Genomic DNA, 19,562 nt, shown 5'->3' with positions numbered 1-19,562 from the left:
GTGCTCACCTCCGCATGCCGTCGTCCGGCGTCGTCTCGCATTCCCGCACGGACATGATCAACGCGCGTACGGAGATCCGTACGAGGTCGATGTCCGCGATGGACAGGACCAGGTCGCCGCTCACGACCACACCGCCTGCCAGCAGCCGGTCCAGGAGGTCGACCAGCGCCACCCGTTCGGGCGGAAGCCGGCCCTCCCTGGCCAGCGCGGCGCCGCGAGGGTCCTCAACCATCACCGAGCACCTCGGGTTCCGCCGGGTCGGCCAGGTCGGTGAAGGAATAGGGCGCCCACGGGCCGGTGATCTCGAGGTCGACGCCCGGCCCGCGCAACTCCTCGACCAGGCGGGTGAACTCCTCCCCACGGTCGTGTTCGACGAGGTAGGCGCCGTTGAGGATCATGAGTTCCTTGCGGCCGGACAGCTGCGGGTCCTGCGCGCGGTGCCGGCGGCTCGCGATGGCGAAGGACGAGAGGGCGTCGTGTATCCGTTCCGCGCGTGCGGCGGCCTGGCGCCAGGCCTCCTCCCTGCCGCGAATGCTCTCCTGCCGCCGCCTGAGATACGCCGCACCAGGGCCGCCCGCCCCCGTCGCCCGCTCCTCGGAGGGAGGAGCCGACGCCAGGTCGACATAGGCCTTCACACCCCATTCCTGGCGGTCGGCGATGCGGCTGAGGACTTCCACGAAGTCGTCGTGCCGCCGGCTCAGCAGGCCTCTGATCTGCTCGTCGTCGCTGTAGACGGTCACGAGCCTGACCGGCGCGGTCGGCTTGCCCTCGGCGACCGCCTCCACCACGCGATGGTGCGCTCTGGCGGTCTCGCCGAGCCAGTCGAGGTCCTCCATCGACTCCCGTAGCGGCTCCGCGCCGAACTGCTCCAGCGGGACGGTGCTCACATACGCCACGAGCCCTGCGTGCCGGATGGCGCGAACCTCGGCGCCGGCGACCCCGGCCAGGCCCTCGGGGCAGGCGAGGTCGGTGTCGAGCGTGACCGCGTAGAGGTAGGTCCCTTTGTCATTCACGGTGATCATCCGGTCGGTCGCTCTCCAGGGCCTGCTCCTCCTCCAGCACGAGTGCCTGCTGCTCCTCCATCGCGGTCAGCCGGGCTCGCAGCCTGCGGTTCTCCTCCAGCAGGCCCCGGTTGTTCCCGGTGAGCCACGGGTCGTGCTCCCACCAGTCGATGCCCATCTCCCTGGCCGTGTCGACTGAGGCGATCACCAGGCGCAGCTTGATCGTGAGCAGCTCGATGTCCAGGAGGTTCACCCGGATGTCGCCCGCGATCACCACGCCTCTGTCGAGCACCCTTTCCAGGATGTCGCCGAGGTTGGCGGACTCGCGGCCCGCCGAGGCGACAGAGGACCCCGGGCGTACGGCAGGAGTGAATCGTGAGGCTTCCGTCATGTCATGACCTCTCACACATTGTCGCCACTGCCTCGCCGGTAGCGGCCCTTCCTCCGGTAGGACAACAGGTTCCCCTCCGGGTCGAGATCGGCCTCGTAGAGCGCCAGGATGTCCCCGGACGAGGGAATGCGCCGGTCCTCGACGACCTCGACGACCACCACCCACCCGTCCTCCGCCGGTTCCACCAGCGTGACGCTCTCCACCTCCCTCGAGGTCAGGTCGACGATGTGGCGCAGCCCGACCTCGCTCGCAGTCGCGGCCGTCAGCTCGCGGGCGCGACGCCTGATGGGCCTGTCGGCCTCGTCTTCCTCCGGACGCACGACCCTGCGCTTGGCGGGCACGGGGTCACCTCCTCTCCGTGTCCTCTGGCTCGGCCGTCGGCTGCGCGATCATCCGCTGGAGGATCTGGTTCATGGCCTCGGCCGCCTCCTCCTCGGAGATCAGGCCCTCCGCCTGCGCCGCCTCGATCTCCTCCAGCTCGCGCCTGACCACCGCAGGGTCGTAAAGCTCGCGATCGACCTGGTCGCGTATGAGCTCCGCGAGGCGGATCAGCCCCTTGAGCGGCGCGAGCGGCAGGCCCAGGATGCCGGTGACCAGTCCCACCATCACCGTGCCCCTTGGTTCTGTGACACGACGAAGTCGTACGGCGCCAGCGGGCCGAGCAGCCGCAGCTCGATCCGGCCGGACCAGCTCCGCCCGAGCTCCTCCATGAGCTGCTCCAGCTCGCCCTGCCGGCCGGTCTCCACGAGAAGGGCCACGTGAACGGCGTCCTGCTCGTGCGAAGGCGGCCGGACGGACGACATGACGCTGACGCCCTCGACACCGTCGACGAGCGCCTGTGTGTCGGCCTCCCGCTTGGCCGTGATCGAGTCGTTGATGATCTCGCCGAGCTGGATGCGCTGGTTGCGGGAGGCGTCCTCCGGCAGCTCGCGGATCTCCTCTCGCAGCCGCGCCGCCTCGGGGTTCTCCTCGAGCACCTCCGTGAGAACCACGTCCTCCACGTAGCGTCCCTTGACCACGTACTGGGCGCGCCCCTCCAGCTCAGCCAGGGCGGCGGCGAAGTCGTCGTGGTACGGCGCCAGGAACTCCTCGACCACCGCGTCGGAGGTCGCCACCACGGCACCGAAACGGATGGGGAGCACGGGCACCTCCGCCGCCGTCGCGTCGAGGAGCTGCTCGTGCGCCAGCAGGTCCTGGGGAGTGCCGAGCGGGCGGCCGAGCTTGATGTCGCTCACCAGAGCGGCGATCTTCCCGTGCCGTACCACCCGCACCGGCGCGGGCGGGTCCCCCACGCCCTTCGCCTCATGGTCGACCTCGACCTCGGCCGGCACGACGCCGTAGATGTAGCACCCGTTTCCCTGCTCCGCAGAAGGGTTCTCGGCCATGTCACCCCTCCTCCCTTCGGGACCGCGCTTTTCTGGGCACCTTTTCCTGGTCGGCGGTGAAGTCGCCCAACCTCTCACCGGCGGCCTCCAGCGAACCCTGGGCTCCGCCCTTCCTGGCCTGCTCGATCTGCTCGATCGACTCGATCTGCTCCGCCTCTCCCATCTCCTGTCCCGGCGTCATGCCTTCCAGCATCTCCGGGATGCCAGGCTTCCTGGTCTTGGTGAGGTCCAACCGGTTCGTCGCCTCGGCGAAGCGCAGATACGTGTCCACGCTGGCCACGACGATCCGAGCGTCGATGCTCAGAATCTCGATGCCGATGAGTGAGACGCTGACGTACGCATCGATGACAAGCCCCTTGTCGAGGATCGAGTCGATGACATCCGCCAGGCTCGTCGCGGATCCGCGGTTGTTGTTCCCACCGCCTGCCGCAGGCTGCACCGTCATACCTACTCCTTGGTGATCGTTTCCCCGGGGGTCAGCGCGTTCGCGTGCTCCGCGTGGCTCGGGGCGGCCTGTCACCCTCTTCCGCCGTGCGGCGTCGCCGTACCGGACGCTGGACACCCGCGCTCTTGGGCCGCTCCTTGGCGACGACAGGCTTCTCCTCTTCGTCTTCTTCTTCCTCGGGCTCCTCTTCCTCTTCGGGCTCCTCTTCTTCTTCTTCTTCGAGCTCCGCCTCCTCGGGCCCCGCTTCCTCCTCTTCTTCCTCCGGCTCCTCTTCCTCTTCTTCCTCGAGCTCGGCCTCCTCGGGCTCCGCCTTCTCCTCTGGCTCCTCCTCCAGTTCCGCCTTCTCCTCCGGCTCCTCTCCTTCGGCGCGACCTTCCTTCTCTTCCCGAAGGGCGGTCTCGTGGTCCTTGACGACCTTGCCGTCGTGGATCTCGCCCCGCCAGCCCTTGTCGGCCATCTCGTCGGGGTGGAGCATCGCCTGCATCATGACGTGGCGGCCGAAGTGCTTGAACTCGAGGCGGGCCCGCCGCCCCTGGGCGCGCCAGAGGTTGCCGACGCTCTCGAAAAGTCCCTGCGGGTGGTACTCCAGGAAGAGCAGCACGCGGGTGATGTCAGGGGTGAGCGCGTGGAAGGTCACAGCACCGTCGACGTAGCCCTTCTTGCCCTCGGAGCGCCAGATGATCCGCTCGTCCGGCACCTGCTCGAGGATCTTCGACTTCCAGTCGCGGTGCGACAGGAAGATCTGTGCCTTCCACGTGAGTGTCTCGTCCGACTCCTGCTCGACGTTCTCGACCTTCTTCATGAAGCTCGGGAATTCCTTGAACAGCGTCCACTGGTTGTAGACGACCCGGAGGGGAGCGCCGACGTCGATCGCCTCGACGATGTTGGTCACTTTCAGCGTGCCCGATTTGGACTTGCCACCGAGGGCGCCCTTGATCGCCCCCATGATCGCCCCCTTCGCCATGGACGGCCCCAGGCCACCGGACCCTCCGTCGCCTGACTGCTTGCCGGTGATGGCGCCGAGCAGGTTGGTCCCGCCGCCCTCCGCGAAGTCGGTCAACCGGCCGGTCATCCCCTCGACCTTGCCGGTCACCGAGCCCAGCGCCCGCACGGCGAGCGCTGTCAGAAGGTTCTGCAGCTCCTGCGTGAGCTGTTCGGTCGGCAGCGCCTGCCCGGTCTTCTCCTCGACCTTCTCCGACACCTTCCCGACGACCTTCCCCGCGACCTTGCCCGAGACCTTCTCGGCGACCTTGGGTGCCGCCATCGAGCTCACCTCCTCGCCTTGGTGACCGAGCGGACAGGACGCTGGCCCCTCGGCTTCGCCGGCGCCTTACGCGGCGGCGGCTTCTCCTCTTCCTCTTCCTCTTCGGGCTCCTCGTCGTACTCGTCGCCCTCGTACTCCTCGACCTCGTCGGCCTCTTCCTCGTCCGCCTTCCTGGTGCCGCCCGGCTTGCGCAACGACTCGGCGCGGTCGTGCAGTCGCGAGGTCAGCGTGTCGATCTGCCTGCTCGTCGCCGCGACGGCCGCCGCCTTGCCGACCTCCACGAGCTCGCCGCGCAGGCGGTCGGTCAGCGATTGCAGCTCGGGGGACGAGCCGAGCAGCTTGGTGCCCTGCTGCAGGAGGCCGCCGCCCTCGCCCCGCTTCATGCGGCTCGCCAGCCCAGCGGCGGCCAGCGCGGCCGCCAAGCGCAACTTGTGCCGCCGGCCGAGGTAGTACCCGGCCGCGACGGCAATGACTACGCGCGTTCGGTCTTTCATGATGGGCACTCCTTGATCCTTTTTCGAGGACGCCTGCCTCTCGAATCGGTCCCACATCTCCCCCGAAATCGGATAAACATCCATATACGAGAAAAAGATGGACAAACTTGACGTTGGATCTCAAGTGGTGACGAATCGGTCGCCCGTTGTCCATCGCCTGGGATCGCGCGTGAATGCCGCGATCTCCGGCTATCGCGCTCTCGCGTCAGCACTCCTTCTATTTTGACAGCTGTCTAATTTGACATTCCTCTAAGTTCTGCGGCATGCTGCTTATTGTTTAGATGAACGTCTATTCAGTGTGGGGAGAACGGCCATGAGCGATGTTTGCTGCGGCACCGCCGCGATCGAGATCGAGCGGTTCACCGGCCGGGAGCAGACCGGCACCCTGCCCATCGTCGTGATCGGCGCGGGCCCCGTCGGTCTGGCAGCCGCCGCCCACCTGGCCGAACGCGGCCTCGACTTCCTGGTCCTCGAGACCGGGCCGCAGGCTGGAGCCTCCGTCGCGCAGTGGGGACACGTGCGGGTGTTCAGCCCATGGAAGTTCGACATCGACGCCGCCGCCCGCCGCCTGCTGGAGGCCGACGGCTGGACCGCGCCCGACCCTGACTGGCTGCCCACCGGCGCCGAGCTGATCTCCGACTACCTCGCTCCGCTGGCCGAGCTCTTCGGCGACCGGATCCGTCTGAATGCCAAGGTCACCGCGATCAGTCGCCTCGGCTACGACCGGGTGCGCTCCAGCGGCCGCGACGACGTGCCGTTCCTCATCCGGCTCGACGGCGGCGAGGAGCTCCAGGCGCGGGCGATCATCGACGCCTCCGGGACCTACACCAGCCCGAACGTCCTAGGCGCGAGCGGGCTGCCCGCTCACGGCGAGACGGGCGTCTTCGTCGACCACGCGCTGCCCGACGTGCTGGGCACGGACCGTGACCGCTACGAGGGCAGGCGCACCCTGGTCGTCGGCGCGGGCCACTCGGCCGCCACCACCCTGCTGGCCCTGGCCCAGCTGGAGAACACCCCGATCACCTGGGCGATCCGCGGCGGCAGCGCCGGCCGTACCTACGGTGGAGGCGAGGCCGACGCGCTGCCCGCCCGCGGCGCGCTCGGCACCCGCCTGCGCGCGCACGTCGACTCAGGTCGCATCCGCCTGCTGACCGGCTTCTTCACCCACCGCGTCCACGCCGCGGACGAGGGCGTCGAGGTCGTCAGCCGCGATCCGTCGGGGGCCGAGCGGACGGTCGTCGTCGACCGGATCATCAGCGCCACCGGCTACCGCCCCGACCACTCCATCGCCTCCGAACTACGCCTGGACCTCGATCCGATCCTCGGCTCGACCAGGCGGCTCGCCCCGCTGATCGACCCTAACCTGCACTCCTGCGGCACGGTGCCCGCCCACGGCGTCGACGAGCTGTCCCACCCGGAGACCGGCTACTACGCCGTCGGCGTCAAGAGCTACGGCCGCGCCCCCACCTTCCTGCTGGCCACCGGCTACGAGCAGGTCCGCTCCGTTGTCGCAGCCCTCGCAGGCGAATGGGAGGCGGCCCGCCAGGTCCAGCTCGACCTGCCGGAGACCGGCGTCTGCTCCTCCACCCTCGCCGAAGCCCAGGAGCAGCGCCTCGGCCTGGCCACCGGCATCAGCGGCGGCCTGCCGGCCACGCCGCTCCCTCTGGCCGCGGCCTCCGCTTCCACTCAAGGCGGCTGCTGCGGCTGAGCCGCACCGCTGGAGGGTGGTGACCGCCGTCTGGGCGCCTATAATTTAGACCGAGGTCGAAATAGGGAGCCGCCGGATGACCGCCACCACCGCCCAGTGCTGCGCCCCCATCGCCCGCGAGCCCTTGCGCGAGGACGAAGCGGCCGAGCTGGCGGGGCTGCTCAAGGCGGTCGCCGATCCGGTACGGCTGCGCCTGCTGTCGATGATCGGCTCCCATGCCGGGGGCGAGGCCTGCGTGTGCGACCTCACCGACGCCTTCGACCTGACCGCCCCGACGATCTCCCACCACCTCAAGGTGCTGCGCACCGCCGGACTGATCGACGGCGAGCGGCGCGGCACCTGGGTCTACTACCGGATCATCCCCGAGGTGGTGAACAGGCTCGGCGCGCTGTTCACGCCGCCGGCCGAGCCCGCCCGCTCGAGCGGGCCGGTGGACGTGGAGCTCATCACCGCGTGACCCCTGTCGAACAGCACTGGGCGTCGGGCCTGGCTCAGGGCAGCAGCTCGTCGACGAGCCTCTCGATCCTGGTGCGGATCTCGTCGCGGATCGGGCGGACGGCCTCGATGCCCTGTCCCGCGGGGTCGTCGAGGTTCCAGTCCTCGTACCGCTTGCCGGGGAAGATGGGGCAGGCGTCCCCGCAGCCCATGGTGATGACCACGTCGGAGGCTTCGACGGCGTCCGTGGTGAGGATCTTGGGCTGCTCGCCGGTGATGTCGACGCCCGCCTCGCGCATGGCCTCCACGGCGACCGGGTTGACCTGATCGGCGGGCGCCGAGCCCGCGGAGCGCACCTCGATACGGTCGCCCGCCAGGTGGGTGAGCCATCCGGCGGCCATCTGCGAGCGGCCCGCGTTGTGGACGCAGACGAACAGGACGCTGGGCTTGTCAGACACGAACGGTCTCCTCGGGTCGGAAGAGGCGACGGCCCCACAGACTGACGTAGACCAGGGCCACCAGGACGGGCACCTCGATGAGCGGGCCGACCACCCCGGCCAGCGCCTGGCCCGACGTGACGCCGAAGACGCCGACCGCGACGGCGATGGCCAGCTCGAAGTTGTTGCCCGCCGCGGTGAAGGCGAGCGTCGTGGTCCGCTCGTACGGCAGGCCGATCGCGCGCCCGGCCAGGAACGAGCCGCCCCACATGAGGAAGAAGTAGGCCAGCAGCGGCAGCGCGATCCTCGCCACGTCGCCAGGCTGGGAGGTGATCGTGTCGCCTTGCAGCGCGAACAGGATCACGATGGTGAACAGCAGGCCGTAGAGGGCGACGGGGCCGACGCGCGGCAGGAACCGGGCCTCGTACCAGTCGCGGCCCCTGACGCGCTCGCCCAGCTCGCGGGAGAGGTATCCGGCCGCCAGCGGGATGCCGAGGAAGATCAGCACGTACTGGGCGATGTCCCAGGCCGACACCTCGAGCGCCGATTGGGAGAGGCCGAGCCGGCCGGGCAGCAACTCCAGGTAGAACCAGCCGAGCACGCCGAAGGCCACCACCTGGAAGACCGAGTTGATGGCGACCAGGACGGCGGCGGCCTCCCGGTCACCGCACGCCAGGTCGTTCCAGATGAGCACCATGGCGATGCAGCGAGCCAGGCCGACGATGATCAGTCCGGTGCGGTACTCCGGCAGATCGGGCAGCAGCAGCCACGCCAGGGCGAACATCAGCGCAGGCCCGAGAACCCAGTTCAGGACCAGGGAGGCGAGGAGCATGCGCCGGTCGGCTGTGACGGTGTCCAGCCGGTCGTAGCGGACCTTGGCCAGCACCGGATACATCATCAGCAGTAGGCCGAGCGCGATCGGCAGCGAGATCTCACCGATCTTCACCGCCTCCAGGGCGGCGTCCAGTCCGGGTACCAGGCGGCCGAGCAGCAGCCCCGCGCCCATGGCGAGCCCGATCCACACCGGCAGGAACCGGTCCAGAGTGGAAAGGCCGCCGATCACTCCCGCGCGCTGGGTGGGATTCGCGGTCATGAGCTCTTCCCCTCAGACGGCGGCGGGGACGTTCAACAGGGCTGACAGCTCGCCGAGGGTCTCGGGGACCAGGCGGTAGTAGACCCAGGAGGCGCGGCGCTCGGAGGTGAGCAGGCCGACGTCCTTGAGGACCTTGAGATGATGGCTGATGGTCGGCTGGGACAGCTCGAACGCGCCTGTGATGTCACAGACGCAGACCTCGCCGCCCTGGCGGCTGGCCACGATCGACAGGATGCGCAGCCGTACGGGATCTCCGAGCGCCTTGAACACCCTGGCGACCCCGGCGGCCTGCTCGGCGTCCAAGGGCTTACGCGCCAGCGGCGGACTGCACTCCAGGATCTCCAGCAGCTCCATCGCGACCTTCCCGTATAGACGCCCATCGAACTCGACTACCATCTATATTGACACAGGTCTATTCCGGCTTCGGCCGCCCGGTGGCCTGGACCCGGAGGGCGGCACGTCGATGCCGCCGCCGGGACGGAGGTCGAGAACGGTCTCTCACCGATATGGAAAGGGCGGCACAAGTCGTATCGCTTCGGCCATGAAATCCTCGGATTCCATCCCGAATCCTTCGATCCGCTAAAATACGGTTGAAGTTTCGGCCTTATGTCGGCCCTTCTCCTTGTGCGTCGCCATGCTTCTTCCAACAGACGCCACTGCACTACACTGAGCTATATGAAGCCTGGTGAAAGCCACGGTCTCGGCGGTCGCGGCGCGACCGTGGTTATCTCCTCAAGGGTTCGCCAAGGCCGCGACAATGATTACGAGCGGTGGCAGGACAAGACGAGCGAGATCGCGCGTGGATTCCCAGGTTTCGAGAGCGCGGAACTTTATCCGCCGGTCGCTGACGGGCAGAATTCATGGGTCGTCGTTTTCCGCTTCTCCAGCATCGACCTCCTGACGACGTGGCTGAATTCCGAGGTGCGACGGCAGCTGCTCGACGAGGTCCGTCCGATGTTGGAGGAGCCCGCGTCGCAGGAGGTGCTCGCCGGGGGGACATCGCCCCAGGACGCCGTGACGGCGGTTATCTCACACGACGTGCGGCCGGGCCGCGAGAGCGAGTTCGTCCGCTGGCAGGAGAAGTTCGGCAGGGCGCAGGAGAAGTTCCAGGGATTCATGGGGTTCGAGGAGTTCGAGCCCGTGAGTGGTATCCAGGACCGCTGGGTCGTACTGCTTCGCTACGACACCCGTGAGCATCTGGACGAATGGCTCGAGTCCGATACCCGCAAGAAACTGCTGGAGGAGGGTCGCGACTACTTCGTCGACTACGACGTACGAAAGGTGCCGTCAGCGTTCAGCGGTTGGTTCCGGTTCGACAGCGAAGCAGGAGAGGGCCTCCCGCCGAACTGGAAGCAGGCCATGTGCGTGCTGCTGGTTCTCTATCCCACAGTGATGATCCTTACCCTGACGGTGGGCCATGTGTTCGAGGCGGCGCACCTGCCTGGATACCTCGCCATGTTCATGAGCAACGTGTTGAGCGTCGCCGTACTGGCGTGGTTCGCGATGCCCCTGGTGAACAGGGTCTTCGCGTCATGGCTCATACCCGGCCGGGCCGTTTCCGCCCGCGTGAACCTGGCGGGCGCCGCGGTGATCGTGCTCTGCTACGCGCTCTCCATCGCCGTCTTCGGGTTGATCACCGGTTAGAGGCACAGAGCAGAGCCGGAGGTTCGCATGCACTGCCGCCGTTGACGTCGTCGTCGAGGAGGAGGCCTGGATGGACCTGAACACGATCACCTCGGTCGTCGAGGCGCGCTCTTCCGCGGAGCTGCCGGAGTGGCAGCCGGGCGACGCGTGGCTGGCGGGCGGCACGTGGCTGTTCTCCGAGCCGCAGCCGGGACTCCGCCGGCTCATCGATCTGACGGGCTTCGGCTGGCAGCCGCTGCGCATCGACGAGCGAGGGCTTGAGATCGCGGCCACCTGCACGTTGGCGCAGCTCTTCGGGGCGGTCACGCCGCCGGAGTGGGAAGCGGCGACGCTGATGGGCCAGTGCTGCCGCGCGCTGCTCGGCTCGTTCAAGATCTGGAACACGGCGACCGTGGGCGGCAACCTCTGCCTGTCGTTGCCCGCCGGTCCCATGATCTCGCTCATCGCGGCTCTCGACGGGGTGTGCACGATCTGGCGGCCTGGAGGCGGCGAGCGGCAGGTGCCGTGCGTGGACTTCGTCGCCGGGGTCCAAGCCAACGTGCTGGAACCCGGGGAGCTGTTGCGTTCGATCACGGTGCCCGCCTCGGCGCTGCGCTGCCGTGCGGCCTTCCGCCAGATCTCGCTCAGCCCGTACGGCAGGTCCGCGGCGTTGCTCATCGGCAGGCGCTCCCCTGATGACGGTTCGTTCGTCCTGACGGTGACCGCCTCGACCGTCCGTCCGATCCAGCTGTCGTTCCCCGATCCACCCGATCCGGCCGAGTTGCTCGCTGCCCTGGAGCGGCGGATCCCACCGGAGCTCTACCACCGCGACGTGCACGGAGCGCCGGCGTGGCGCCGGCACATGACCGTCGCGTTCGCCAAGGAGATCAGTCGCGAGCTGTCGAGACGGAACGGAGCGTGGCAGGGATGAAGGTCGAGGTGAACGGCGAGGTCTTCCACGAGGAGCCACGCGCAGGACAGTGCCTGCGGACGTTCCTGCGGGATCTCGGCTGGTTCGGCGTGAAGAAGGGCTGCGACGCGGGCGACTGCGGGGCGTGCACCGTGCACGTCGACGGCCGCCCGGTCCATAGTTGCGTGTTCCCCGCGTTCCGCGCGGCCGGCCGGAGCGTGACGACGGTCGAAGGACTCGCCCGCGACGGGGAAGTACAGCCCGTGCAGCGGAACTTCCTCAATGCGCAGGGCTTCCAGTGCGGTTTCTGCACCGCCGGGATGCTCATGACCGTGACCGGCCTCGACGAGGACCAACTGCAGGACCTTCCCCGGGCGCTGAAGGGAAACCTGTGCCGGTGCACCGGCTACCGGTCCATCGAGGACGCGATTCGCGGGATCGTGCACGTCGAGGAGGCCATGCCGGGGCAGTCATGCGGGCGGAACCTGCCCGCGCCCGCAGGCCCCGAGGTCGTGACAGGGACGGCCCGCTACACCCTGGACGTCGCCGTCGACGGGCTGCTGCATCTGAAGTTGCTGCGCTCGCCGCACGCGCACGCCAGGGTCGTGGCCGTCGACGCGCGCGAAGCGCTCGCCCTTCCCGGCGTGCAGGCCGTGTTCACCTGCGAGGATTCACCGCCGCGGCTCTTCTCGACGGCACGTCACGACAACTCCGACACCGATCCCGCGGACACGCTGGTGTTCGACGATGTCGTCCGCTTCGCCGGTCAGCGGGTCGCGGCCGTCGTGGCCGACACCGTGGCCGCCGCGGAGGAGGGGTGTCGTCGGCTGATCGTCCGCTACGAGATCCTGCCTGCGGTGTTCGACCCCGAGGAGGCGATGGCGCCCGGCGCTCCCGTGCTGCACGACAAGGGGCCCGAGCAGCGCGTGGCCCGTGCCGAGCGCAACGTCGTCGCCGAGGTGCACGGCGACATCGGCGACGTCGACGCGGGTTTCGCCGAGGCCGACGTGGTGCACGAGCAGAGCTACTTCTCCCAGCGCGTCCAGCATGTGCCTCTCGAGACGCATGCGTCGATCGCCTGGCTGGACGAGTCAGGCCGCCTCAACGTGCGATCGAGCACACAGACGCCGTTCCTCACCCGGCGGGCACTGTGCGATGTCTTCGACCTGCCCGCCGAGAAGGTCCGGGTGTTCTGCGGTCGCGTCGGCGGAGGGTTCGGGGGCAAACAGGAGATGCTCACCGAGGACGTCGTCGCGCTGGCGACGCTGCGCACAGGACGGCCGGTGCAACTGGAGTACACCAGGGAGGAACAGTTCGTCGGCGGCACCACCCGCCATCCGGTCACCGTGCACATCAAGGTCGGCGCACGCCGCGACGGCACGCTCACCGCCATACGGCTGCGAACCGTGTCGAACACCGGCGCGTATGGCAACCACGCCGGCGACACGCTGTTCCACGGCAGCAACGAGTCGATCGCGGTCTACCGCTGCCCGAACAAGAAGGTCGACGGCTACGCCGTCTACACCAACACGCCGCCGGCCGGAGCCTTCCGCGGGTACGGGCTCAGCCAGACGATCTTCGCGGTCGAGTCGGCCATGGACGAGCTCGCTCACGAGCTCGGCATGGACCCGATCGCCTTCCGGCAACACAACATCATCGGACCGGGCGACCAGATGGTGTCGTTCGGCACCGAACCGACCGACGTCCAGATCGGCAGCTACGGCTTGGACCAGTGCCTCGCCATCGTCGGCGACGCACTACGCCGCGGCAACGGCGTGTCGGCGCCCGGCGTCGAGTGGCTGGTCGGGCAGGGTGTGGCGCTGGGAATGCTGGACACGATCCCGCCGTACGGGCACTGGGCGGATGCGAGCATCAGGCTGCTGGCCGACGGCGCGTACGAACTCGCCGTCGGCACGGCCGAGTTCGGCAACGGCACGACGACCGTGCACGGGCAGCTCGCCGCCACCGCGCTGGGCACCGTCGTCGACAGGATCCATGTCGTGCAGGCCGATACCGACTGTGTCGGCCACGACACCGGGGCGTTCGGTTCGACCGGGACGATGGTGGCGGGCCAGGCCACCCTGCGCGCGGCGGAGGCGCTACGTGAGCGCATCGTCGCGGCCGCCGCCGCACACGCCGAGGTGAACCCCTCGGCCTGCGAACTCGGCGCCGACCACGTGCGGTGCGGCGGCGTGCGTGTCCCACTCGCCGACCTGTGGTCCGCGGCGGGACGGGACTTGATCGCGAGCGGCACCTGCGACGGCACACCGCGCTCGGTGGCGTTCAACGTGCAGGGCTTCCGGATCGCGGTGAACGCGGGAACCGGCGAGATCAGAGTTCTGCAGAGCGTCCACGCGGCGGACGCCGCCCGCGTCATCAATCCGATGCAGTGCAGGGGCCAGATCGAAGGCGGCGTCGCGCAGGGCCTGGGCGCGGCGATGTACGAGTCGGTGATCCTGGACGAGTCCGGCCGCGTCACCACCACGACCTTGCGGAGCTACCACGTCCCGGCCTTCGCCGACGTGCCCAGGACGGAGGTGTACTTCGCCGACACGTCCGATGCCATCGGCCCGCTCGGGGCCAAGTCGATGAGCGAGAGCCCGTTCCTCCCGGTCGCTCCGGCCCTGGCCAACGCGCTGCGGGATGCCATCGGAATCCGGTTCAGCACGCTGCCGCTGGCCCGCGACCGCGTCTGCCTCGCCATCGCCGGCACCGCGGCGCGCGACGCACACGCCGCGGGGGAGCCGCGATCGGCACGACGATCCGTGTCCGGGCCGCCGGGTTGAGCCCCTCAGTCATCGCGGGCCTTGCTGGGATGCCCGGAGTCGGAGTGCTGCCATGGCCGAGGTAGGCCCGATCAGGAGGCGTTGAGTCCGGATCCGCCGGCAGGCAGGTTCAGGAGTTCCGGCTGTTCGCGGGCCAGACCGAGGCTGCGGAACAGGTGGTAGGCGGTCTCCCTGACCACGGGCTTCTGGACCCGTGTCACGAAGGCTTCAGGGGACGTCCCGCACAGCCTGCGCAGCTCCGCCGACCGGGCGAGCAGACGGGTGATCAGGGGAGCCTGGGCGTCGAGCCGCATCGGCCGGCCCGCCTGGTCGACGAGGCAGCCGTGCCTGCCCGCGTAGAGGTGGCTCAGGGGAGCTGCCACGCCGGAGGCGAGCGTGACGGGATGGGTGCGCGGGGGCAGCACGCGCCGGTGGTAGTTCGGCTCGGTCCTGTCCAGGACCGCCAGCTGGGCCTGGTCCACCCACAGCACGAACAGCCGGGAGGCGGTGCGGGCGGTGATCGGTGCGGCGGGCACGTAGCCGTTGCGGTTGACGTGAGCTGAGACTCCGGGCGCGATGCCCCGCACGGTGGAGCGCGTCAGCGGGACGACCGGCCGCAGGCCGCCGGCGACGAACTTGCGGTGGAGCTGGCTCGGGGCCGCGTTGGAGCCCACCGCCACGACGGCGTGCCGTGCGGACATGGGCGCCGCCCCGAGCGCGGCCAGGTGGTCGTCGAGCCGTACGGCATGCCCGCCGGCCTCGATCCGCCAGTCCGCGGCGGGCGCGCCGGCCACCTCGGTCAGCGGAGGGAAACTCTCGTCCTGCAGGAGGCCCGAGGTCTGGGGGAGACGGCCGGGGTAGGTCAGCGGCGCGGACATCGGGTCGTCGGTGAAGAGGTCGGTGAGCGTGGCGTGGCAGGGGAGCGCCTGGGTCATGGAGCGTCCAGTTCGTAGACGAGGACGGGTCTGTCATCGGGGCACGAGGCCGTATCCCTCATGCGCGTCCGGACCTGGATCTCGTCCAGGAGCCGGGGAGGCGGCCGACGCGAGCGAGCAGGCCGCCGGGGGGCTGACACGTCCTCAGGGAGGATACGCGGTGTTGCCCTCGAGCTGGTAAGGCACGTGCGGCGCCGCTCCCTGTTCCAGGAATGGTGCCCGGGGTCAGGCCACTCGCGGGACCGCTCCTCGACGGGAGCCGTTTTTGCCAACCGCGGACATGGAACAGGCATGCCGATGACGCGATGTCGGCCATCCCTGGGTACCTGTGTCGACGAGACGAAATGATCGGAAGATCCTCATGCGAGCAACTTTGATCTACGGTGCCGGTGATGTCCGGGTGGAGGACGTGCCCGACCCAGTGCTCCGGGAGCCGACCGACGCGGTGGTGCGCGTGCTGCGTTCGTGTATCTGCGGCAGCGACCTGTGGCCGTACGGGTCGAGGCCTGCCACCGAGGAGGGCGACCGCATCGGTCACGAGTTCCTCGGCGTGGTCGAGGACCTCGGTTCGGAGGTGTCCGGGCTGAAGGTCGGCGATGTCGTGCTGGCGCCGTTCGTGTGGTCGGACAACACCTGCGACTTCTGCCGCGAGGGCCTGCAGACGTCCTGCCGCCACGGTGGGCTGTGGGGCGCGGACGGCGTGGACGGCGGCCAGGGCGAGGCCGTACGGGTGCCGCAGGCGCAGGGGACGCTGGTGAAGCTGCCCGTCGACGAGGACTCGCCGACGTGTTCTTTCGCAACATCACGCTCACCGGCGGCGTGGCGCCGGCTCGGGCCTACATCGAGGAACTGCTGCCCGAGGTGCTCAACGGCATGATCGAGCCGGGCCGGGTGTTCGACCGCACCATCGGCATGGAGGAGGTGCCGGACGGCTATCGCGCGATGGCGGGCCGCGAGGCGCTGAAGGTGCTCATCCAGCCGTGACCCGTCAGCTCCGCGCTGGGCTCGCGGACACACGCGATGACATCCCGCCACGAGCCGGCCGGCATCCGGGCACGCCCGCACGCCGCTCATGACCGACCACATCACTGGCATGCCGAAAGGAGACGCGCCGATGGCCACGTGGACCAGCGATGAGCTCACCAAGATCGGAAACGCGGACGAGCTGGAGCTCGCGTCCCTGCGATCCGACGGCACCCTACGCAAACCGGTGATCATGTGGGTCGTCCGCCACGGCGACGACCTGTACGTCCGGTCCATGCACGGGCGCTCCGGCGCCTGGTTCCGCGGCACCCTGACACGCCGCGAGGGCCACATCCAGGCCGGCGGCGTCGACAAGGACGTCACCTTCGCCGACGCCGACCGCGACCTCGACGACCAGATCGACGCCGTCTACCGCACCAAGTACCGCCGCTACAGCGACGGCGTCGTCGGCGGCGTCGTCAACCCAGGCGCGCGCGCGGCGACGATCAAACTCGTGCCGCGTTCGTGACCGGCGTCCTTGATCGAAGGGGACCCAGGACGTGTACGGCCCTTGCGCCGATGAGGAGCCGGTCGGCCGGGCGCCGGCAGGCGGTCACCGCGAGCGGCGGCCGGCCCCTCGCTGATGGCCGACGAGTCCAGCTCAGGTCAGGACGCGGAGCGGGGTGCCGAAGAGGAAGGCGGTGACGTTCTCCGCGGCCTCGCGGAAGTACGTGCGGTAGTTGGCCATGGTGACGTAGCCGAGGTGCGGGGTGGCCAGCACGTTGGGAAGCACTCTGAAGGCGTGGCCGGCGTGCAGCGGCTCGATGTCGAAGACGTCGAGGCCGGCGCCGGCGATCGCGCGGCTCTCCAGCGCGTGGATGAGTGCCGGCTGGTCGACGATGGCCGCGCGTGAGGTGTTCACCAGGTAGGCGTTCGAGCGCATCGCCGCCAGGTCCTTGGCGCCGATCAGGCCGCGGGTGCGCTCGCTCAGGACGAGATGGATGGAGACGAAGGCGGACTCGGACAGCAGCGCCTCCAGCGAGGGCGCCAGCCGTACGCCGGCCTCGTCGGCACGCGCGCGGGTGAGGTTCTCGCTCCAGGCCACGACGTCCATGCCGAAGGCCTGGGCGACCTTCGCGACCTGGGAGCCGATCTTGCCGAGGCCGACCAGGCCGAGAGTGGCGCCGTGCAGGTCGGTGCCCACGGTGGTCAGCCAGGGCCCGTCTGCGCGCATGGCGGCGGACTCGGGGACCAGGTGCCTGGCCAGGCCGAGGATGAGCGCCCACGTCAGCTCGGCGGGCGGCGTGGAGAAGCTGCCGGTCCCGCAGACGGTCACGCCGTGGGCTCTGGCGGCGTCGAGGTCGACGGAGGCGTTGCGCATGCCGGAGGTGATCAGCAGCCGCAGCTTCGGCAGCCTGGCGAACACCTCGGCGGGGAACGGCGTGCGCTCCCTCATGATCACCACGATCTCGTCGTCGGCGATCGCCGTGACGAGGTCGTCGATCGAGTCGATGTGCTCCTGGATGCTCCTCGCCTCGACGGCGGTCCAGTCGGCCAGGGTGAGAGCGACGTTCTGGTAGTCGTCGAGGATGACACAGCGCGGCATGGCCGGACCCTACCAAGTGCAACTGGGACGTTATCAAGGTGAGAGCCGGCGAAGATGATATTGGCGATGTCACGCCCCTAACATCCGGCTTCGTGATGATTCGAGCATTGGCGGCCACCGCGGCTGGCCTGTTCCTTTTCTCCGGTACGGCCGCCGCCTACCCCATCAACGGCGCCCCCGCCCTGACCGGCAACCCCCTCTACAAGGAGGGCAAGCTCACCAAGACGCCGTGCGCCCTGAAGAAAGGCACGACCAGGTCCGCCACCGAGAAGTACGTGCGGTCGCTGGTCGTCTGCCTGAGCGAGGCCTGGAACAGGCCCGGGATCAAGGTCGAGATCCACTACCAGCGCGACGGCAAGAAGAAGTACAAGTCCTGGCCCTTCGTCACCTTCGACGGGATCTACGTCGGGCTCGCGGACGACTGGATCAAGACCAAGAACGACCTGCGCGTCTTCCACGAGCTGGCCTCCGTCTACGGCGAGGTCGTCCAGGTGCAGACCGGCATCGCCAAGGCGGCCAAGACGCTCGACTTCCACGGCGACCAGAAGGAGCTCGACGAGCAGGAGCGCCGCTACGCCTACCAGCAGTCGTGCTTCGCCGGCGCCGCCGCCAGGGCGCTCGGCCGCCCGGCCAAGAGCTGGAAGTCGTTGCTGAAGGGCAACGAGCTGGCCTGGTTCGACCGGGGCTACAAGGCCGGCGGGCCGAGCGCCTGCAACACCTGGAAGGCCTCGCCCGCCAAGGTCGCGTGACAGGTCGGCCCGCGGGGAGCCGGTCGAGCGCGCGGGTCCGCGAACAGCGCCCGCGCGCACCGCACAGGTCACCGGTTCGTGCGGATACTCGGCGGGGCCGGTGCGGGCCGCCTGCGGGTAGCGCGCCGGCGCCGTCCCCGTGACGGCATCCCGCCGGAGGAGATCTTCCGGCTCGCCGGCCGCACTAGATCCGCAAGTTCGCCAAGCCGGGGCTGTGACCATGATTCGGTCTTCACGGAGGTAGTGCATCGGATCTGGAGCTCAGACACGCGAAAGGCCAGCTTCCAATCAAGGAAACTGGCCTTCGTGCTGGGTCGGGGTGGCGGGATTTGAACCCACGGCCTCTTCGTCCCGAACGAAGCGCGCTGCCAAGCTGCGCTACACCCCGGTGCACGCCCGTCTTGTTCGTGCCTGCATGAGTCTAGCGGACTTCAGCAGTACATGTGACCCGTCAGCGCCGAGGGACCAACGTCAGCAACGAGGCCTCAGGGAAGCACGCGAACCGAGCAGGCGCGTAAGGCGACGTCCCAAGCCCGGCCGACACGTGGAGCCATGCGGACGAGTGCCTGTGCAGACCCTTCACGCGGGCCCTGTCGATGCCGCAGTTGGTGACCAGCGCGCCGTAGAACGGGATGCAGAGCTGGCCGCCGTGCGTGTGGCCGGCGAGCAGGAGCTGGTAGCCGTCGGAGGCGAAGCGGCTCAGGTTGCGCGGCTCGGGGGAGTGCATGACGCCGAGGCGGAGGTCGGCGTCGCGTGGCGCGGGGCCGGCGACGAGGTCGTAGCGGTCGCGGTCGATGTGGGAGTCGTGGATGCCCGCGACGGCGATGTCGAGGTCGCCGACCTTGATGCGGGCCGTGGTGTTGTTCATGTCGAGCCAGCCCTCGGCGGCCATGCCCTCGCCGAGCTCGCGCCACGGCAGGGAGGGGACGTGCTGGCGGCGGTCGTTCTTGGAGGTCCGCCAGAGGTAGCGGACGGGGTTCTTGGGCTTGGGCGCGTAGAGGTCGTTCGAGCCGTACACGAACAGGCCGGGACGCGACAGCAGCGGCTCCAGCGCGTGCAGCAGGGACGGCACGGCGTCGACGTGGGCGATGGAGTCGCCGGTGTTGACGACCAGGTCGGGCTCGAGGGAGCCGAGGGAGCGCACCCAGTTGATGAGCATGCGGCGCCCGGGCGTCAGATGGAGGTCGGACAGGTGCAGGATGCGCACGGGCCGCTGGCCGCGCTCCAGGACGGGCACGTCGAAGCGCCTGAGGCGGAAGCTGTTGCGCTCGATGACGGAGGCGTAGCCGAGCCCGGCCAGACCGACGCCCATCAGGGACAGGGGGATTGCGACAGCTTTCCTCATCTCTTCATCATGC

General features: G+C 69.1%; 22 protein-coding genes, 1 tRNA gene and 1 pseudogene. 8 read left to right on the top strand and 16 right to left on the bottom strand.

What is annotated here, in order from left to right; all coding sequences use genetic code 11:
• Window positions 1-4: 4 nt before the first annotated feature.
• From AB0B45_RS12525 to AB0B45_RS12485, 9 genes and pseudogenes are all read right to left on the bottom strand, one after another.
• On the bottom strand, window positions 5-232 hold the full coding sequence (locus tag AB0B45_RS12525) for a gas vesicle protein (protein ID WP_358129039.1): 228 nt from the start codon (window positions 230-232) through the stop codon (window positions 5-7).
• Window positions 225-1,022: a GvpL/GvpF family gas vesicle protein gene (locus tag AB0B45_RS12520; RefSeq protein WP_358129036.1), complete on the bottom strand. Its 798-nt coding sequence runs from the start codon at window positions 1,020-1,022 to the stop codon at window positions 225-227. The genes AB0B45_RS12525 and AB0B45_RS12520 overlap by 8 nt, the downstream gene beginning before the upstream one ends.
• Window positions 1,006-1,392, bottom strand: coding sequence for a gas vesicle protein GvpJ (gvpJ, locus tag AB0B45_RS12515; protein ID WP_358129033.1), 387 nt, complete (start codon window positions 1,390-1,392; stop codon window positions 1,006-1,008). The genes AB0B45_RS12520 and gvpJ (AB0B45_RS12515) overlap by 17 nt, the downstream gene beginning before the upstream one ends.
• An 11-nt stretch (window positions 1,393-1,403) precedes the next feature.
• On the bottom strand, window positions 1,404-1,733 hold the full coding sequence (gvpO, locus tag AB0B45_RS12510; RefSeq protein ID WP_358129030.1) for a gas vesicle protein GvpO: 330 nt from the start codon (window positions 1,731-1,733) through the stop codon (window positions 1,404-1,406).
• 4 nt (window positions 1,734-1,737) lie between these two features.
• Entirely contained in the window at window positions 1,738-1,998 is a 261-nt protein-coding gene (locus AB0B45_RS12505; protein ID WP_358129027.1) for a gas vesicle protein GvpG, read from the bottom strand.
• Window positions 1,998-2,777 (bottom strand): GvpL/GvpF family gas vesicle protein, encoded by a 780-nt coding sequence (locus tag AB0B45_RS12500; RefSeq protein WP_358129024.1) that lies wholly within the window; start codon window positions 2,775-2,777, stop codon window positions 1,998-2,000. Before AB0B45_RS12500 ends, AB0B45_RS12505 begins: the two co-directional genes overlap by 1 nt.
• 241 nt (window positions 2,778-3,018) lie before the next feature.
• Window positions 3,019-3,222, bottom strand: a pseudogene (gene gvpJ, locus AB0B45_RS12495) (gas vesicle protein GvpJ); the annotation flags it as partial.
• A gap of 31 nt (window positions 3,223-3,253) precedes the next feature.
• Complete coding sequence (locus AB0B45_RS12490; RefSeq protein ID WP_358129022.1) at window positions 3,254-4,486, bottom strand: SRPBCC family protein; 1,233 nt, start codon at window positions 4,484-4,486, stop codon at window positions 3,254-3,256.
• Between the two features lie 5 nt (window positions 4,487-4,491).
• A complete protein-coding gene (locus AB0B45_RS12485) occupies window positions 4,492-4,980 on the bottom strand; it encodes a hypothetical protein (protein ID WP_358129020.1) in 489 nt (162 codons plus the stop codon).
• 313 nt (window positions 4,981-5,293) lie between these two features.
• Here AB0B45_RS12485 and AB0B45_RS12480 point away from each other — a divergent pair, with 313 nt between their 5' ends.
• Window positions 5,294-6,688 carry an FAD-dependent oxidoreductase gene (locus AB0B45_RS12480; protein ID WP_358129018.1) on the top strand — a complete coding sequence of 465 codons (1,395 nt, stop codon included), beginning with the start codon at window positions 5,294-5,296 and terminating at the stop codon, window positions 6,686-6,688.
• 76 nt (window positions 6,689-6,764) lie between these two features.
• On the top strand, window positions 6,765-7,145 hold the full coding sequence (locus tag AB0B45_RS12475; protein ID WP_358129016.1) for a metalloregulator ArsR/SmtB family transcription factor: 381 nt from the start codon (window positions 6,765-6,767) through the stop codon (window positions 7,143-7,145).
• A gap of 34 nt (window positions 7,146-7,179) precedes the next feature.
• Here the strand turns inward: AB0B45_RS12475 and AB0B45_RS12470 are convergent, their stop codons facing one another.
• From AB0B45_RS12470 to AB0B45_RS12460, 3 genes are read right to left on the bottom strand one after another with little or no spacing between them, the layout of a single operon-like run.
• Window positions 7,180-7,581, bottom strand: coding sequence for an arsenate reductase ArsC (locus AB0B45_RS12470; protein ID WP_358129014.1), 402 nt, complete (start codon window positions 7,579-7,581; stop codon window positions 7,180-7,182).
• On the bottom strand, window positions 7,574-8,653 hold the full coding sequence (arsB, locus tag AB0B45_RS12465; RefSeq protein ID WP_358129011.1) for an ACR3 family arsenite efflux transporter: 1,080 nt from the start codon (window positions 8,651-8,653) through the stop codon (window positions 7,574-7,576). The genes AB0B45_RS12470 and arsB overlap by 8 nt, the downstream gene beginning before the upstream one ends.
• A 12-nt stretch (window positions 8,654-8,665) precedes the next feature.
• Complete coding sequence (locus tag AB0B45_RS12460) at window positions 8,666-9,007, bottom strand: metalloregulator ArsR/SmtB family transcription factor (RefSeq protein WP_358129008.1); 342 nt, start codon at window positions 9,005-9,007, stop codon at window positions 8,666-8,668.
• A 321-nt stretch (window positions 9,008-9,328) separates the two neighbouring features.
• On the opposite strand from AB0B45_RS12460, the gene AB0B45_RS12455 reads away from it, so the two are divergent.
• The 3 genes from AB0B45_RS12455 (at window position 9,329) to AB0B45_RS12445 (ending at window position 13,972) form a co-directional block, all read left to right on the top strand.
• A complete protein-coding gene (locus tag AB0B45_RS12455) occupies window positions 9,329-10,297 on the top strand; it encodes an antibiotic biosynthesis monooxygenase (protein ID WP_358129005.1) in 969 nt (322 codons plus the stop codon).
• Between the two features lie 70 nt (window positions 10,298-10,367).
• Complete coding sequence (locus AB0B45_RS12450) at window positions 10,368-11,207, top strand: FAD binding domain-containing protein (protein WP_358129002.1); 840 nt, start codon at window positions 10,368-10,370, stop codon at window positions 11,205-11,207.
• On the top strand, window positions 11,204-13,972 hold the full coding sequence (locus tag AB0B45_RS12445; protein WP_358128999.1) for a molybdopterin cofactor-binding domain-containing protein: 2,769 nt from the start codon (window positions 11,204-11,206) through the stop codon (window positions 13,970-13,972). Before AB0B45_RS12450 ends, AB0B45_RS12445 begins: the two co-directional genes overlap by 4 nt.
• Window positions 13,973-14,043: 71 nt before the next feature.
• On the opposite strand, the gene AB0B45_RS12440 is transcribed toward AB0B45_RS12445, so the two are convergent.
• The gene (locus AB0B45_RS12440) at window positions 14,044-14,886 is read right to left on the bottom strand and encodes a hypothetical protein (protein WP_358128996.1); all 843 of its coding nucleotides are present in this window, start codon (window positions 14,884-14,886) and stop codon (window positions 14,044-14,046) included.
• A gap of 361 nt (window positions 14,887-15,247) precedes the next feature.
• Between AB0B45_RS12440 and AB0B45_RS12435 the strand changes: the two genes are divergently transcribed.
• The gene (locus AB0B45_RS12435; protein WP_358128993.1) at window positions 15,248-15,763 is read left to right on the top strand and encodes an alcohol dehydrogenase catalytic domain-containing protein; all 516 of its coding nucleotides are present in this window, start codon (window positions 15,248-15,250) and stop codon (window positions 15,761-15,763) included.
• 237 nt (window positions 15,764-16,000) lie between these two features.
• Window positions 16,001-16,378, top strand: coding sequence for a DUF2255 family protein (locus tag AB0B45_RS12430; protein ID WP_358128990.1), 378 nt, complete (start codon window positions 16,001-16,003; stop codon window positions 16,376-16,378).
• 132 nt (window positions 16,379-16,510) lie between these two features.
• On the opposite strand, the gene AB0B45_RS12425 is transcribed toward AB0B45_RS12430, so the two are convergent.
• Window positions 16,511-17,455 carry a D-2-hydroxyacid dehydrogenase family protein gene (locus tag AB0B45_RS12425; RefSeq protein ID WP_358128988.1) on the bottom strand — a complete coding sequence of 315 codons (945 nt, stop codon included), beginning with the start codon at window positions 17,453-17,455 and terminating at the stop codon, window positions 16,511-16,513.
• 92 nt (window positions 17,456-17,547) lie between these two features.
• On the opposite strand from AB0B45_RS12425, the gene AB0B45_RS12420 reads away from it, so the two are divergent.
• The gene (locus tag AB0B45_RS12420; protein WP_358128985.1) at window positions 17,548-18,204 is read left to right on the top strand and encodes a hypothetical protein; all 657 of its coding nucleotides are present in this window, start codon (window positions 17,548-17,550) and stop codon (window positions 18,202-18,204) included.
• Window positions 18,205-18,518: 314 nt separating this feature from the next.
• Here AB0B45_RS12420 and AB0B45_RS12415 read toward each other — a convergent pair.
• Together AB0B45_RS12415 and AB0B45_RS12410 are read right to left on the bottom strand one after the other, a co-directional pair.
• Window positions 18,519-18,592: transfer RNA gene (locus AB0B45_RS12415), tRNA-Pro, on the bottom strand.
• A 63-nt stretch (window positions 18,593-18,655) separates the two neighbouring features.
• Window positions 18,656-19,549: a metallophosphoesterase gene (locus AB0B45_RS12410; protein ID WP_358128983.1), complete on the bottom strand. Its 894-nt coding sequence runs from the start codon at window positions 19,547-19,549 to the stop codon at window positions 18,656-18,658.
• Window positions 19,550-19,562: the final 13 nt, after the last annotated feature.

Source organism: Nonomuraea sp. NPDC049152, assembly GCF_040648355.1.
Lineage (GTDB): Bacteria > Actinomycetota > Actinomycetes > Streptosporangiales > Streptosporangiaceae > Nonomuraea.
The sequence above is the reverse complement of the archived record's forward strand: the minus strand, read 5'-3'. Positions and strand labels throughout refer to the sequence as shown.